Annotated in this window: 15 protein-coding genes; 9 read left to right on the top strand and 6 right to left on the bottom strand. The window is 66.4% G+C overall.

Annotated features, from left to right (window positions below; translation table 11 throughout):
* Positions 1–114 precede the first annotated feature (114 nt).
* Both QH196_RS09155 and metH read right to left on the bottom strand, forming a co-directional pair.
* Positions 115–555 (bottom strand): protein kinase domain-containing protein, encoded by a 441-nt coding sequence (locus tag QH196_RS09155; RefSeq protein ID WP_280415329.1) that lies wholly within the window; start codon positions 553–555, stop codon positions 115–117.
* Positions 556–874: 319 nt separating this feature from the next.
* Positions 875–4,471, bottom strand: coding sequence for a methionine synthase (gene metH, locus QH196_RS09160; protein WP_280415330.1), 3,597 nt, complete (start codon positions 4,469–4,471; stop codon positions 875–877).
* A gap of 256 nt (positions 4,472–4,727) precedes the next feature.
* Here metH and QH196_RS09165 point away from each other — a divergent pair, with 256 nt between their 5' ends.
* Entirely contained in the window at positions 4,728–5,615 is an 888-nt protein-coding gene (locus QH196_RS09165; RefSeq protein ID WP_280415331.1) for a PAC2 family protein, read from the top strand.
* Positions 5,616–5,645: 30 nt separating this feature from the next.
* On the opposite strand, the gene QH196_RS09170 is transcribed toward QH196_RS09165, so the two are convergent.
* The gene (locus QH196_RS09170) at positions 5,646–5,951 is read right to left on the bottom strand and encodes a hypothetical protein (protein ID WP_062978552.1); all 306 of its coding nucleotides are present in this window, start codon (positions 5,949–5,951) and stop codon (positions 5,646–5,648) included.
* A gap of 213 nt (positions 5,952–6,164) precedes the next feature.
* Between QH196_RS09170 and QH196_RS09175 the strand changes: the two genes are divergently transcribed.
* Positions 6,165–7,397 (top strand): XRE family transcriptional regulator, encoded by a 1,233-nt coding sequence (locus tag QH196_RS09175; protein ID WP_348538057.1) that lies wholly within the window; start codon positions 6,165–6,167, stop codon positions 7,395–7,397.
* A 38-nt stretch (positions 7,398–7,435) separates the two neighbouring features.
* Here the strand turns inward: QH196_RS09175 and QH196_RS09180 are convergent, their stop codons facing one another.
* Together QH196_RS09180 and QH196_RS09185 are read right to left on the bottom strand one after the other, a co-directional pair.
* A complete protein-coding gene (locus QH196_RS09180) occupies positions 7,436–7,957 on the bottom strand; it encodes a M15 family metallopeptidase (RefSeq protein ID WP_280415332.1) in 522 nt (173 codons plus the stop codon).
* Between the two features lie 202 nt (positions 7,958–8,159).
* Positions 8,160–8,489 (bottom strand): hypothetical protein, encoded by a 330-nt coding sequence (locus tag QH196_RS09185; RefSeq protein ID WP_280415333.1) that lies wholly within the window; start codon positions 8,487–8,489, stop codon positions 8,160–8,162.
* 508 nt (positions 8,490–8,997) lie between these two features.
* On the opposite strand from QH196_RS09185, the gene QH196_RS09190 reads away from it, so the two are divergent.
* From QH196_RS09190 to QH196_RS09205, 4 genes are all read left to right on the top strand, one after another.
* Entirely contained in the window at positions 8,998–9,882 is an 885-nt protein-coding gene (locus tag QH196_RS09190; protein ID WP_280415334.1) for a helix-turn-helix domain-containing protein, read from the top strand.
* Entirely contained in the window at positions 9,869–10,072 is a 204-nt protein-coding gene (locus QH196_RS09195; RefSeq protein WP_280415335.1) for a DUF397 domain-containing protein, read from the top strand. The genes QH196_RS09190 and QH196_RS09195 overlap by 14 nt, the downstream gene beginning before the upstream one ends.
* Positions 10,073–10,145: 73 nt before the next feature.
* Entirely contained in the window at positions 10,146–10,349 is a 204-nt protein-coding gene (locus QH196_RS09200) for a DUF397 domain-containing protein (protein WP_280415336.1), read from the top strand.
* Positions 10,350–10,414: 65 nt separating this feature from the next.
* A complete protein-coding gene (locus QH196_RS09205; protein ID WP_280415337.1) occupies positions 10,415–11,035 on the top strand; it encodes a nucleotidyltransferase domain-containing protein in 621 nt (206 codons plus the stop codon).
* A 41-nt stretch (positions 11,036–11,076) separates the two neighbouring features.
* On the opposite strand, the gene QH196_RS09210 is transcribed toward QH196_RS09205, so the two are convergent.
* On the bottom strand, positions 11,077–11,814 hold the full coding sequence (locus QH196_RS09210; RefSeq protein WP_280415338.1) for an SDR family oxidoreductase: 738 nt from the start codon (positions 11,812–11,814) through the stop codon (positions 11,077–11,079).
* Positions 11,815–11,919: 105 nt separating this feature from the next.
* Here QH196_RS09210 and QH196_RS09215 point away from each other — a divergent pair, with 105 nt between their 5' ends.
* Genes QH196_RS09215 through QH196_RS09225 form a run of 3 tightly spaced genes read left to right on the top strand, consistent with a single transcriptional unit; the run spans position 11,920 to position 14,528 of the window.
* Entirely contained in the window at positions 11,920–12,558 is a 639-nt protein-coding gene (locus QH196_RS09215) for a TetR/AcrR family transcriptional regulator (protein WP_280415339.1), read from the top strand.
* A 45-nt stretch (positions 12,559–12,603) separates the two neighbouring features.
* Entirely contained in the window at positions 12,604–13,248 is a 645-nt protein-coding gene (locus QH196_RS09220) for a TetR/AcrR family transcriptional regulator (protein WP_280415340.1), read from the top strand.
* A 2-nt stretch (positions 13,249–13,250) separates the two neighbouring features.
* Positions 13,251–14,528 (top strand): DUF418 domain-containing protein, encoded by a 1,278-nt coding sequence (locus QH196_RS09225; RefSeq protein ID WP_280415341.1) that lies wholly within the window; start codon positions 13,251–13,253, stop codon positions 14,526–14,528.
* Positions 14,529–14,568: the final 40 nt, after the last annotated feature.

The following is a 14,568-nucleotide window of genomic DNA, read 5'->3' on the forward strand; positions in this document are numbered from 1 at the left end:
TGAAATACCGCTGCTGCCTGATCCCCTTGGACGGCTGGTACGAATGGCTGGTCGACCCCGATCCGGCCGGTCGGGGGCGCGGTAAGAAACCGAAGGTTATCAAACACCCGTACTTCATGTCGCGGGCCGCCGGTTAACCACCCCCGGCCCACCGTCCGGGGGGGGGGGCGCGCCGCGGGGCGGCCCCCCGGCCTGCGCGCCGAGCTCGGCGACCTTCAGCGGCGCGAGCGTGCCGTCGAGGTTCAGCCGGTTGGCCAGGCTGGGCGCGTTCATGTATTCCATGACCAGCCACGGCTGCCCGTCTTCGTCGGCGACGTCGAACACCGAGATGGCGTTGGGGTGATGCAGGCGCGCGGCGATCCGGCCTTCACGTAGTGCGCGCTTACGCGCCTCCGCGGTCTGCTGTTCGGTCAGGTTCGGGCCGAGCAGCACCTGTTTCACCGCGACGGTGCGCTGCAGCCGGATATCGAGCGCCCGCCACACCACTCCCATGGCACCGGTGCCGATGGGATCGGTGAGCCGATAACGTCCGGCTATCAGCCGATCCTTGCTCATCTGAAGTCGTGGCCCCTTCTGCTTGCCGCCGAGTCGTCCAGCACTCCGCGCGTCACAGGCGGTTGCCTACGGTTCCGCGTCGACCCGGCGCGTGCAACGCACCCGAACGGCTTTGTCCGGATTTCTGGTTCCGCGGGAACCTCGGCGGAAATTCCCGGAAATCGTACGCTCCGGCACCCCGAACCCCTGCGGGCAGTACGGGATTTCGGGCCCGCTCGCGCACCGGTCACCTGCGGTTTCCACGGGTAGCCCCGGCGGGCGGCACAGTAGTGACACGTAAAAGTGACCACAATCACATCAGACGGGTGTTTAGCCCGGCTCAGGCATTGAAGTACTTCGCCTCCGGATGCAACAGCACGAACGCATCGGTGGACTGTTCGGGATGCAGCTGCAACTCCTCCGACAACGTGACACCGAGCCGCCCGGCGTCGAGCAGGTCCACCAGTTTGGCGCGGTCCTCCAGCTCCGGGCAGGCACCGTAACCGAACGAGTAGCGGGCACCGCGGTAACCCAGTTTGAAGTATTCGGTCACATCCGCCGGATCGGATTCGGCGATGGCGTGCCCGTCGAGGGTGAGTTCCTCGCGGATCCGGCGATGCCAGTATTCGGCGAGCGCCTCGGTGAGCTGGACGCCGATTCCGTGCACCTCCAGGTAGTCGCGGTAGTTGTCGGCGGCGAACAGTTCGTTCGCGAAATCGGCGATCGGCTGCCCCATGGTGACGAGCTGGAACGGCAGCACATCGACCTGTCCGGTCTCGCGGGCGTGCTCACGGGAGCGGATGAAATCGGCCACGCACAGGAACCGGTCGCGCTGCTGGCGCGGGAAGGTGAAGCGGTACCGTTGCGGCGCATCGGGTTCCGGTTCGGTGAGCACGACCACGTCGTCGCCCTCGGACACCGCCGGGAAGTACCCGTACACCACCGCCGCATGCTGCAGGACGCCTTCGGTGCTGAGCCGGTCCAGCCAGGCCCGCAGCCGCGGCCGGCCGTCGGATTCCACGAGTTCCTCGTAGCTGGGTCCTTCACCGCCGCGTTGTCCCCGCAGCCCCCACTGGCCGAGGAACAGGGCCCGTTCGTCCAGCAGGCCCGAATATTCGTGGACCGGGAGCCCTTTCACCACACGGGTGCCCCAGAACGGCGGAACCGGCACCGGCACATCAGCGGCCACATCGGACCGTTCCGGCACCACGATCGGCGTTTCGGCGGCCCGCCGCTCCTCGGCGATCCGCCGCGAACGTTCGTGGCGGGCTTTCCGTTCGGCGGCCTTCCGCCGCCGCTCCTCCGCCTCCGGGCTGTCCGGATCGGGTCCGTCCCCGCGTTTGACGGCCATGATCTCGTCCATCAACCGCAGACCTTCGAAGGCATCGCGTGCGTAGTGCACATCGCCCTCGTAGACATCGGTGAGATCGTTCTCCACATAGGAACGGGTGAGCGCGGCGCCACCGAGCAGCACGGGGAACTGGCCGGCCACTCCCCTGCTGTTGAGTTCCTCCAGGTTCTCCTTCATCACCACGGTGGATTTCACCAGCAGGCCCGACATTCCGATCACATCGGCCTTCTTGTCCACCGCGGCATCGAGAATGCTGGCGATGGGCTGTTTGATCCCGAGGTTCACCACCTCGTAGCCGTTGTTGGACAGGATGATGTCGACCAGGTTCTTGCCGATATCGTGCACATCGCCCTTGACGGTGGCCAGCACCACGCGACCCTTACCGCTGTCGTCGGTGGCCTCCATATGCGGCTCCAGATGCGCCACGGCCGCCTTCATCACCTCGGCCGACTGCAGCACGAACGGCAGCTGCATCTGTCCCGAGCCGAACAGTTCGCCGACCGTTTTCATCCCCGAGAGCAGGGTTTCGTTGATGATCTTCAGCGGCGGCACCTCGCGCATCGCCTCGTCGAGATCGGCGTCCATCCCGGCGCGTTCACCGTCGACGATGCGCCGTTCGAGGCGTTCGAACAGCGGCAGCGCGGCCAGTTCGTCGGCGCGCGAGGCCCGCGAATCGGCCGTCGACACGCCTTCGAAGAGTTGCATCAGCTTCTGCAGCGGGTCGTAACCTTCGCGGCGCCGGTCGTAGACCAGGTCGAGGGCGGTTTCGCGCTGCTCGTCGGGGATCCGGCTCATCGGCAGGATCTTGGAGGCGTGCACGATGGCGCTGTCCAGGCCGGCCTGCACGCATTCGTGCATGAACACCGAGTTCAGGACCTGGCGGGCGGCGGGATTCAGGCCGAAGGAGATATTCGACAGGCCCAGCGTGGTCTGCACTCCGGGGTGGCGGCGTTTGAGTTCACGGATGGCCTCGATGGTTTCCAGGCCGTCGCGGCGTGATTCCTCCTGGCCGGTGCCGAGCGTGAAGGTCAGGGTGTCGATGATGATATCGCCGACCTGCAGGCCCCAGTTGCCGGTGATATCGGCGATCAGCCGTTCGGCGATGGCGACCTTGTGCTCGGCGGTCCGCGCCTGCCCTTCCTCGTCGATGGTCAGCGCGACCACCGCGGCGCCGTGTTCGGCGACCAGGCTCATGATCTGCTGGAACCGGGAGCCGGGTCCGTCGCCGTCCTCGTAGTTCACCGAGTTCACCGCGCAGCGCCCACCGAGGTGCTCGAGCCCGGTCTGCAGTACGGGCGGCTCGGTGGAGTCGAGCATGATCGGCAGGGTGGAGGCGGTGGCCAGCCGGGAGGCCAGTTCCGACATATCGGCGCTACCGTCGCGGCCGACGTAGTCGACGCACAGATCGAGCAGGTGGGCGCCGTCGCGGGTCTGGTCTTTGGCGATATCGAGGCATTTGCCCCAGTCCTGGGCCAGCATGGCCTCCCGGAACGCCTTCGACCCGTTCGCGTTGGTGCGCTCGCCGATCATCAGCACGCTGGCGTCCTGTTCGAACGGCACCGCGGTGTACATGCTGGAAATGCTCGGTTCCGGCTGCGGGGTGCGGCGCTGCGCGATCGGCGGCAGTGTGGTTTCCACCTCGCGGACGGCTTCGGCGACCTGACGGATGTGCTCGGGGGTGGTGCCGCAGCAGCCGCCGACCAGGGCCAGGCCGTAGTCGGCGACGAAACCGCGCAGCGCCGCGGCCAGCTCCTCGGGCGTCAGCGGGTACTCGGCGCCGTTGGCCCCGAGTACCGGCAGACCGGCGTTCGGCATCACGGAGACGGGGATGCGGGCATGCTGCGAGAGGTAGCGCAGATGTTCGCTCATCTCGTCCGGGCCGGTCGCGCAGTTGAGCCCGATCAGATCGATACCCAGCGGCTCGAGGGCGGCGAGCGCTGCCCCGATCTCGCTGCCGACCAGCATGGTGCCGGTGGTCTCGACTGTGACGTGGGTGATGATCGGAATACGGCGTCCGGCCCGTTCCATGGCCCGGCGGGTGCCGTTGATCGCCGCCTTGACCTGCAGCAGGTCCTGGCAGGTTTCGATGAGTACCGCATCGGCGCCGCCGTCGAGCATGCCGAGCGCGGCCTCGACATAGGCGTCGCGCAGGCTCGCATAGGGGGCGTGACCGAGGGTCGGCAGTTTGGTGCCCGGGCCCATCGAGCCGAGGACGTAACGAGGCGTCCCGTCGGCGCCGGGACCCATTTCGTCGGCGACCTCACGGGCCAGCCGGGTGCCCTTCTCGGACAGATCCCGGATCCGGTCGGCGATATCGTAGTCGGCGAGGTTGGGCAGGTTGCAGCCGAAAGTATTGGTTTCCACGGCGTCGGCGCCGGCCTCGAAATAGGCGCGGTGGATATTGCGCAGCACCTCGGGGCGGGTGTCGTTGAGGATCTCGTTGCATCCTTCGAGGCCGCGGAAATCGTCGAGCGTGAGATCCACGGCCTGCAACATCGTGCCCATCGCCCCGTCACCGATCACGACACGGCGGCTGAGCGTGTCGAGCAAGGTGGTATCGAACTCGGCGGGGCGGGAGGCAGACATGGATTCCAGAGTAGTGGGCGCCACCGTCACGATGTTCGCCTAGTTCACACCTGTGGGGGCGGCCACAGCCGGGAACGTCCCGGCCGGGCTCGCCATTGTCCCGGCGGGGCGGCGTCCGCACCCGGCGGGAGACCCGCGGCACCGGCAGTCACGTGCGCCTCCGCCCACCCCCGCGCAGGCCCCGCGACCGGCCGCGACAGGCGCGGGGGATGCGATACTGCGCGCCGGTCACGACCCGCACCGTAGGCTGGCTTGGGTGAGCTCGAGTGAATCTCCGGTGGATCGGGAACTGCCCGCGTTGCGTGACCCGGTGCTCGTTGCCGCCTTCGAAGGCTGGAACGACGCTGGTGACGCGGCCAGCGGCGCGGTCGAGCACCTGGAGTTGATCTGGGATGCGCGGCCGCTGGCCGAACTCGATTCCGAGGACTACTACGACTATCAGGTGAACCGGCCGATGGTTCGCCAGGTCGAGGGCGTCACCCGCGAGATCGTGTGGCCGGCGACGGTGCTGTCGGTGTGCTCCCCGCCCGGTAGCGACCGCGATGTGGTCCTGCTACGCGGGATCGAACCCAATATGCGGTGGCGCCGGTTCTGCGCGGATCTCCTGGAGCTCATCGATCAGCTCGGCGTCGAGACGGTGGTCATCCTCGGGGCGCTGCTGGCCGATACCCCGCATACCCGGCCCGTGCCGGTGACGGGTTCGGCCTACAGCAAGGAGGCGGCCGAACGGTTCGGCTTGGAACAGACCCGCTACGAGGGCCCGACCGGGATCACCGGCGTGCTGCAGGACCAGTGCGTGAAGGCCGGTATCCCGGCGGTGTCCTTTTGGGCAGCCGTTCCGCATTATGTCTCGCAGCCGCCGAATCCGAAGGCCACGATCGCGCTGCTGCATCGGGTGGAGGATGTCCTCGATATCGAGGTGCCGTTGCGGGAGCTGCCGCAGCAGGCCGAGGAATGGGAGTCGACGGTGAACGAGATGACCGTCGCCGACGAGGAGATCGCCGAGTATGTGCATTCCCTCGAGGAACGCGGTGACGCCGCGATCGACGTGAACGAGGTCATGGCCAAGATCGACGGCGATGCCATCGCGGCCGAATTCGAGAAGTATCTGCGCCGGCGGGGGCCCGGCGGCTTCGGACGCTGAGGGGGGACGCCGAGCCGCCGGGCCGCCGGTTCAGCTCGCCACCGACCAGATGCGGGCGGCGGCGTCGTTGGCCAGTTTCGCGATCAGCAGTTCGCGTGGAATGGTCTGGCCGGTGAGGTGATCGAGCGAGGGCACCACCACGTGGTGGGCATCCGCCCGTTGGAGTTCCCGGGTCAGTTCGGCGAATGCCGTTCCGTCACCCGCCTGTGATTCGTGGAATGTCGCGGCGAAGCATAATCCGTGGGCATCGGCCAGCTCACGTAGCGCGGCCTCCATATCGTCGCCGTCGCCCGCGGCCAGATCGTCGCGTAAATACCCATATACCAACGCTTCCACCCGAACCTCCTGAATCCTTCCCTGCCCTGCGGCGGGGAACCATTTCCTGCTCCGGGATCTCCTCCCGCGTTCGCGGGGGTGTTGCTTGAACCGGCACGGAGCCGGTCCGATTCGAGCATGACCGACGCCGAACGCATGCAGAAGAGGTCATGCGGGGGACATCTTCATGCCCTATGGGGTCCACGAAAAGTTTGCTGGTGCAATACTGGCGGCGTGACTGCTGCTGAAGATCGTCCGCTGTGGGCCATCCGGATGCGCTCGGAACGCGATGCGCGTGGGTGGTCACAGGCCGAGGCGGTACGCGCGCTACGCGCCAAATCGTCCCAGAATCTACCGACCGACAGCACCCTGCTACGTAATTGGCGGCGTTGGGAATCGGGCGAATCACGCCCCGACGATTTCTACGCTCCCCTCATCGCCGCCGCCTTCGACACCGTCGCCGCGGCCTTCTTCCCCAAGGCCCGCCCGAGCCGCGATGACGAATTGCTCACCGCGACCGGTATGGACACGCTCGAATTCATGGGACGGCTACGGATGTCCGATGTTTCGACCGCCACCCTCGACGCCGTCCGGATCACCGCCGAACGCCTGTGCCGTGACTACGCCTCCACCGATGCCCACCAACTGCACCGTGAAGCATCGGGCTGGCTGCGGCGGATCGCGGCCCTGCTCGACAGCCGGCTGACGCTGGCCCAGCACAAGGAAGTCCTGGAACTCGCCGGCTGGGTCGCGCTGCTCCTGGGCTGTCTCGAATACGATCTCGGGCGCCGCGGCGGCGCCGAGGCCACCCGGCGCGCCGCCCGATCGCTGGGCCTGGAATCCGGGAACACCGAAATCATCGGATGGAGTTCGGAACTGGCGGCCTGGTTCGCACTCACCCAGGGCAACAACCGCGGGGTCATCCAGGCCGTCGATTCGGTACCGCCGGAATGCGCCGACAGCGGCGTCGGCGTCCAGCTCGCCGCCCAGCGCGCCAAAGCCTGGGCCCGCCTCGGCGACCGCAGCGCGGTGGACGCGGCACTGGCGCAAGGCCGCATGCTGCTGGACCGCCTCGGCCACCCCGAAGACCTGGAGAACCATTTCGTCGTCGACCCGCAGAAGTTCGATTTCTACGCCATGGACTGCTGCCGGGTGGTCGGCGACGATGTGCGCGCCGAACGGTTCGCCCACGCCGTACTGGCCGATTCCACCACCCTGGACGGCACGGTCCGCAACCCGATGCGGGTCGCCGAAGCCCACCTCACCCTGGCAATGGTCGCCGCCCGCGGCCGCGATCTCGAACTGGCGGTCTCGGAGGGGCTGCAGGCCTTCGAATCCAAACGCCGGTCGCTGCCCTCACTGCTGTGCATCGGCGGCGAGGTCGGGCGGGAACTGATGGCCCATTTCCCCGACGACCCGCGGACTCAGGAGTACCTGGACGAACTCCGCGCAGTATCCAGCACCTGAACTGTTCCGTGAGCGCACGCCCGGCGCGGATCCACGCCTCAGCGGTGGGCGGCGTCGGGCACCCGGGGCGGACAGGCCGTCCCCGGGATGGTGACCAGCTCGAAATGCCACCATTCGTTGTCGAACGTGCGGCACAGCCCCCACCGATTGCCGTTTGCCTCCAGCCAGGCGGCACCGTCGCGCGGGGCGATATCGACGGCCCGGCCGGTGACGTGCGTGGACTCCTCCGGCGGCAGCACCCAGCGGCGCGCCTCCTCCGGCGTGCCGTAGGTACGCAGCCCGTCCTCCCACATCGCCTGCTGTTCGGCCGGGCTGCGATAACCGGAATTGATCCACATCGGCACCCCCGCGGCATGCGCTTCCCGCTCGGCCATGGTGTACGCGAGCGCCAGCAACGGATCGAGCCCCTCGGTCCCCGCCGCCGCGGTCTCCGTCAGCGGCGGGACCGGAAACGGCGAGGCGGCGGCTTCGGCCCCGCCGAACGCGATGGCACCGGCAGCTACCGCCGATATCGACACCGCGGCCGCACGACCAGCACTTGCTCGCAGGGTGAAGGGCATGCGGATGATCTTATCGACCGCTACCTCGGCTGACCGGCTGCGTTACCGATGAGCTGCACAGATGTGATTCCATCCGAAACCACCCGCATGGACGTTGCTGTCACCCTGGCCGGGACTACGCCGGGTTCAGTGTCCTTGGTCGGGCCACCACAGGGCGATGGTGAGACCGAGTAGACCGAGCGCCAGCTGCATCAGCGCCACGTCAGCCATTCACCTGCTGCTGGCGTTCGCCTGGATCCCAACGGTGACCGCGTGGGTACAGGCGCATCGGGGTGATCAGCGCGGCGTTATCGGTGACCAGGTGGCGGATCGCATCCACGTGTTCGAAGCCCGGCACGACAACGGCGGCCGCGCCGTGCTCACCCGCGTGCCGGGCCAACGCCAGCGCAGCACCTTTCGGCCCTGCATCCGTGAACACTGTGAACACGAGCCGATAGCCGTGCCTTTCCGCCAGCGCGTACAAGTCGACGACGGATACCGGAACGTCACGCCGGACCAGCGCAACTGCCTTCGGACGCTCATCGATGGTCACGCGGGTCCTCCGAATCCGCGCACCAACGACGCACGGCGGCTGCGATGCGCTCCAATCGCTCGATCGGCGGCAGGACAGCTACAGGCGCTCCCGAGATCCCAGAAGATCCGCGAACCCGCTTCGGTAGCAGTCCCGGCCCGGACCCGGATGATCGTCCATGCTCCTGAAATCCGTTGACAGACAAGAGTTGTCCCCTGCTCCTGGAATAGTCTTGGCAAGCACCCGGCGCAGGGTCCAGCACGGCATCAGCGACCAACTGTGAATGATGGACCGCCAGTTCGCGGCGCTCCTGGCGTTGAACTGGTGTCTCCCAGTGGTTCTGGGAGGTGGCCTGCGCCGGGTGCGCCATCAGTAGACAAGCACTGAAGCCGCTATTGGAAGCTTCCGACAGGTCAATTCCTGAGAAAATCTGCAACATTCCAGATTTCGACCCCCACGCATTCCAGTACGGGGTCACACTGCGTTCCAGTGCGGGATATGGAGGCCCGTGCAAAGGGGAGAGGGAGTCATGGACAGGGAGACCGACAGCACCTTCGCGCGACGGATGCTGGGAAGGCAGCTACGGCATTTGCGTGAGACTTCGGGCGTCAGCGTGCAAACAGCCCGGCAGGCCATCGGCGTGGGGCACCAGACTCTATGGCGCCTGGAGACCGGGCAGTCCACCCGGATATCGGCATTGCAGGTGCGGGAGCTGTGCCGCATCTACAAGGCACCACAGGAGGTTACGGACGTTCTTCTGGATCTTCTGAGCGGATTGTCGTACAAGTCTTGGTGGCATGCCTACCGCGAGGCGGTACCGAAGGACTTCGACCTGTATCTGGGTTTGGAGGTGGCGGCCAGTCGATTCCTGACCTACGCGCCGACGCTGCTTCCTGGGCTCGTGCAGACGCAGCCGTACCGACGCGCGATGATCTGGATATCGAATCCGGGGATGCGCACCGTAGAGGTAGAGCAACACATCGAGATCGCGAGCCGTCGGCAATCGCGGTTACACGACGACCCCAGCCTGGAAGTGGAAATCCTTCTCAGTGAGGCTGCGTTGCGACACCGCATCGGCGGCCCCGCGGTGATGGCCGAACAGCTCGACTACCTCGCCGAGCTGAGCGAACTTCCCCAGGTTTCGATCAGGGCCGTCCCCTTCACCGCCACTCATGTCGGCCTGGATGCGGGGCTGTTCGTCCTGCTGGAGTTCCCGCCGCATCGGACGACATGGCTGTCGGAACCGCCGATTGTGTACGTTCAGGGCTACACCAGCGATCAATACCTCGAGCGGCCAGAGGAAATCGACAGATACCAGACGGCAGCCGACGGCATCAGACGCGTCGCGCTCGACGAAGTACGAACCCGAGACCTGGTGAAGAAGATAGCGAAGGAGCACCATGAACAGCGCTGACCTACCCGGAGCCCGGTGGTTCAAGAGCAGCCGAAGTTCCGGCACCAAGGAGTGTGTCGAGGCCGCACACCTGGACAAAGGTTTCGTCGGCGTTCGCGACTCCAAGAATCCGGCCGGCCCGGCCTTGGTCTTCAGCGCCGATGAATGGGATGCGTTTTTGGCGTTCGCGAAGTGCCGTGGTCTTCCGTGAGGCAGAGATGATCCGGGGATACAGTAGCCGGATCCGAGGGCCTCATTCTCAAAGCAGTGACAGGGCGTCAAACGTGAACGATCAGACGGCCGCCAACTGGTTCAAGAGCACCCGCAGCCATGGCGGCAAGGACTGCGTGGAGGCCGCACACCTGGCCGACGGGCGGGTGGGGGTCCGGGACTCCAAGAACCCTACGGGCCCGGCCCTGGTGTTTGCCCCTGGTGAATGGGACGCCTTCCTCTCCGGCACCAAGTCCGGCGAGTTCGATCGGGCCTGACTCCCCCACAGACAAGGAACCCCCTCCCAAAAGGAGGGGTTTCCTTGCGAAGGAGGCCGTAGGAGATGACCGGACGTCCGTTGTCTGCCGAGGAATGCGACCGGCTCTGGCGAGCCTGGACGCCCACCGAAGCCGCCACACGGCTATCGAGCGCTCCGCCGTACTGGTACGTCACCGGCGGGTGGGCGCTGGATCTGTTCGTCGGCGGTCTGGGGCGTGAGCATTCCGACCTCGAAATCGGTGTGCCCAGCAGTCGATTCGCCGATATCGCGAACGCACTCCCGGGCTACGAATGGGACGTCGTCGGCGACGGGCACGTCTGGCCGTTTCCCGAGGAAGCCGATGATCAGCACCAGACCTGGCTGCGCGATCCGGCGACCGGGCTGTATCACCTCGATGTATTCCGCGAACCACACCGAGGTGATACCTGGGTGTGCCGCCGCGATACCTCGATCACCCTGCCCTACGACGAGCTGATCCTCCATACCGCCGACGGCATCCCTTATGTGATCCCCGAAGCCGTCCTTGTGTTCAAGGCGAAAGCCCGCCGAGCCAAAGACGAGACGGATTTCCTGCGCGCCCTCCCGGCGATGGACCGGTCACGGCAGACCCGGCTGTCCGGGTGGCTTGCCCGCGTGCACCCCGGACATCCCTGGCTGGAAACACTTTCGGTGCACAGCTCCTGACCGGCGCTCGCGCGCTCGAAGTCGCAGCACCACCGGCGGAATCAGGAGCCGAATCCACCATCGATGTCCAGGCTGGCGCCGGTGATATAGGCGGCGTCAGGCCCGGCCAGATACGAGACGAAGGCGCCGACTTCGGCCGAGGTGCCGAATCGATCCGTGGCCATTACTCCGAGCAGGTTCGATGCGTTGGGTCCGTCGGCGGGGTTGGCGTCGGTGTCCACCGAGCCGGGCTGGACGTTGTTGATGGTGATTCCGCGCGGTGCCAGTTCGCGCGCAAGACCACGGGTGAGACTCGCCAGGGCACCTTTGGTTGCGGCATAGACCGACTGGCCGGGGAACGGCGTGCGGTCGGCGTTGATGCTGCCGATATTGATGATTCGCCCGCCGTCGCCCAGATGGACCAGCGATTCGCGGATGGCGACGATCACCGAGCGGACGTTGATCGTCAGCATGGCGTCGATCTCGTCCATCTTCAGATCGGTGATCGGGCCGAAGGCGCCGATACCGGCGTTGTTGACGAGGATGTCCAGGCCACCGAACCGGTCGACGGTCTGCGCGACGGCGGCCTCGATGTCTTGTTCGTGCAGGCTGTCGGCGTGGATCGGGTGCGCGGTGCCACCGGCGGCGGCTGCCACGGCTTCGGCCTGCTCACCGGAACTGGCGTAGGTGAACGCGACATTCGCACCGTCCGCCGCCAACCGGGCCACGATGCCGGCGCCGACACCCCTGGATCCTCCGGTCACCAGCGCGGTCTTGCCTTCGAGCGGTCCTACGGTCATGGGCTCGTCCTTCGATCAAGTTATGGAGTGACTACTCAATAATTCGCACCACAGGGCTCGGTTGTCAAATTTGAGGGTTCACTCAATAACCGGTAGAGTCGAGGTATGCCCAGGCCACGGAAGTTCGACGAGCAGGCCGTGCTCACCGCCGCGAGGGCCCGCTTCTGGCGCGACGGCTACGCGGCCACCTCGATCCAGGACCTCACGGAGGCAACAGGACTGGGCACCCAGAGTCTCTACGGGGCGTTCGGCAACAAGCACGAGCTGTTCCTGCGAATCCTGGACGAATACGGCACTCGCCAGGCCGCCGGACTGGAAAACGCGATCACGGCCGACCCCAGCCCGTGGCACGGACTGCTGGCTGCCGTCACATTCGAAGAGGGCGGCCGCCTGGACCTACCTCCCCAGGGCTGCCTGATGGCCAACAGCGCCGCAGCTCTGAGCGCCCAGGACGAACAGGTCCGGGATCGCTCGCGCCAGGCCTACTCCCGAACGCTCGCACTGTTCACCCGGCAGGTCACCAGAGCCCAGGAAGTCGGCGAGATCGACGCCGGCATCGATGCGGAGGCCACCGCGCGGACCCTGTTCACCGTCATGCAAGGGATCGAATTCCTGCACAAGGCGGGGGTCGGCGAAGCAGAGCTGCAACTCGCCAAAACCGCTGCGGTCGAGATGATCGAACGCTCCGTCGGGCGCTGCCACACCGCGTGCCCTCACCGGAATCAACGCCGTAAACGGCCATAAACACAGGCCGTTGCCGATTGCTGGCCGCACGTCTAAAATCTGACCATGCGGCCAGAAAGCAGTACGACCGGCCAGATTCGTCGCCCCTCACTCATCGAAGAGGTCCGGCGGCGACAGATTCTCGAAAGCGCCGTCACCGTGTTCGCCGAACTCGGGTACGCGAAAGCCTCGCTCGCCCGGATCGCCGAACGGGCCGGTATCAGCAAAGGCGTGATCTCCTATCACTTCGCCGGCAAGGACGAACTGATGCAGCGGCTCGTCGAACACGTCTACGCGGAGATCACCGAATTCGTGGTGCCCCGGGTTACCGCAGAAGAAACGGTGCTGCGGCGGATCGGCGAACGGATCCGAGCCGTCGCCGACTATGTGCGCACCAATCCCGCCGAACTGCGGGCGCTGACCGAGGTGCTCCACAATCTCCTCGACGAGAACGGGCGCCCGGTCTACGGCGACCAATTCAACGAATCCATCTACCAGGGTTTGGAAGCCGAGTTCCGGACCGGCCAGGCCTCCGGGGAACTACGCCCGTTCGATACCCGCGTCATGGCCGTCACGGTGCAGGCCGGGATCGACGCGATGATCGCCTACTGGCATTCCTACCCCGAGCACGATCTCTCAGCCCACGCCGACGAACTGGCGGATCTCATCACGCACGCGATCACCGCGCGCCCGACCACATCCGAGGTGTAGCCATGACAACCGACCAGGCGACGGCACGCGGTCCCGCACCGCTGGGCGGAAGCGAACGAATCCCTGGGCCGGATCTGGCCCGCGGGTTCATGCTGCTCCTTATCGTGCTGGCCAATACGGCTTACTACCTGTACGGCGGGCAGCGTTCGGCGTCCGGCGCGCATCCCGTGGACGGTTCGGCACTCGACACCGTGGTGCAGGGAATCCTCATCACCACCGTCGATCTGCGGGTCTACCCGATGTTCGCGTTCCTGTTCGGTTACGGCCTGGTGATGATCGCCCGGCGGCAAGAACAGCGCGGGCTGTCCGATAAACAGGTCCGGTCCGTGATTCAGCGCCGGAACCTGTGGCTCATCGCATTCGGCGCGGTGCACGCCCTATTGCTTTGGGGCGGCGACATACTCGGCGCGTACGGCCTCACCGGCCTCGTTCTGGTGTGGCTGTTCCTGCGCCGCTCCGATCGCACACTGCTGATCTGGGCCGGGATCGGCACTGCCCTCGTCACCCTGGTGGCGGCCCTTTCCACGCTCGGGGCGGTGGCTGTGCTGGCCGGCGAAGACACCGGCAGCGAATTCGACCCGGGATTCGCGAACGCGGCATATGCCAGCATCTCGGCGGAGAATTTCTGGGATGCCGCCGTCGCGCGGATGACGATGTGGCCGGTCCAGATAACTGTCGTCCAGGGCCCGATCGGTCTGGTTGTCCCCGTATCGATCCTGCTCGGATTCTGGGCCGCGCGCCATCGGGTATTGGAGCGGCCACAGGAACACCGCCGGCTGCTGTGGGTGACCGCGATCGCCGGGATCGGCATCGGCTGGGGCTTCGGGCTCGTCCACGCGCTCGCCCACACCGGGGTGATCAGCGGTATGGAACCGGCGATGGCGGCATTGTTGGCACCACAGATGGCCACCGGCCTGCTGTGCGGCCTCGGTTATGTCGCGGTGTTCGGACTGATCGGCGGCCGTCTGGCCGATCGCCCGCTCGGACCGCTCGCACACTCGGTCACCGCGGTGGGTAAACGTTCGATGACCTGCTACCTGGCCCAGTCGGTGCTGTGCGCGCCACTGCTGGCGGCCTGGGGCCTCGGGCTCGGCGCCGAACTCGGCAGTGCGAGTATGGCCGCGTTCGCCATCGGCGTCTGGATCATCACGATCGCCTACGCCCTCTGGCTCGAACGGCGAGCAAGCCCGGGACCTGCCGAAAACCTGTTGCGCCGACTCGTTTACGGCCCGAGCGAGAAAACACCCGGCCCGCCGGCGCCCGCCACACCCGCACACTGACCGCGCGGGATCCCGTGGTCACCACAGAGCCCAACCGCGC

The organism is Nocardia carnea, from assembly GCF_029868325.1.
Classification (GTDB): domain Bacteria; phylum Actinomycetota; class Actinomycetes; order Mycobacteriales; family Mycobacteriaceae; genus Nocardia; species Nocardia carnea_C.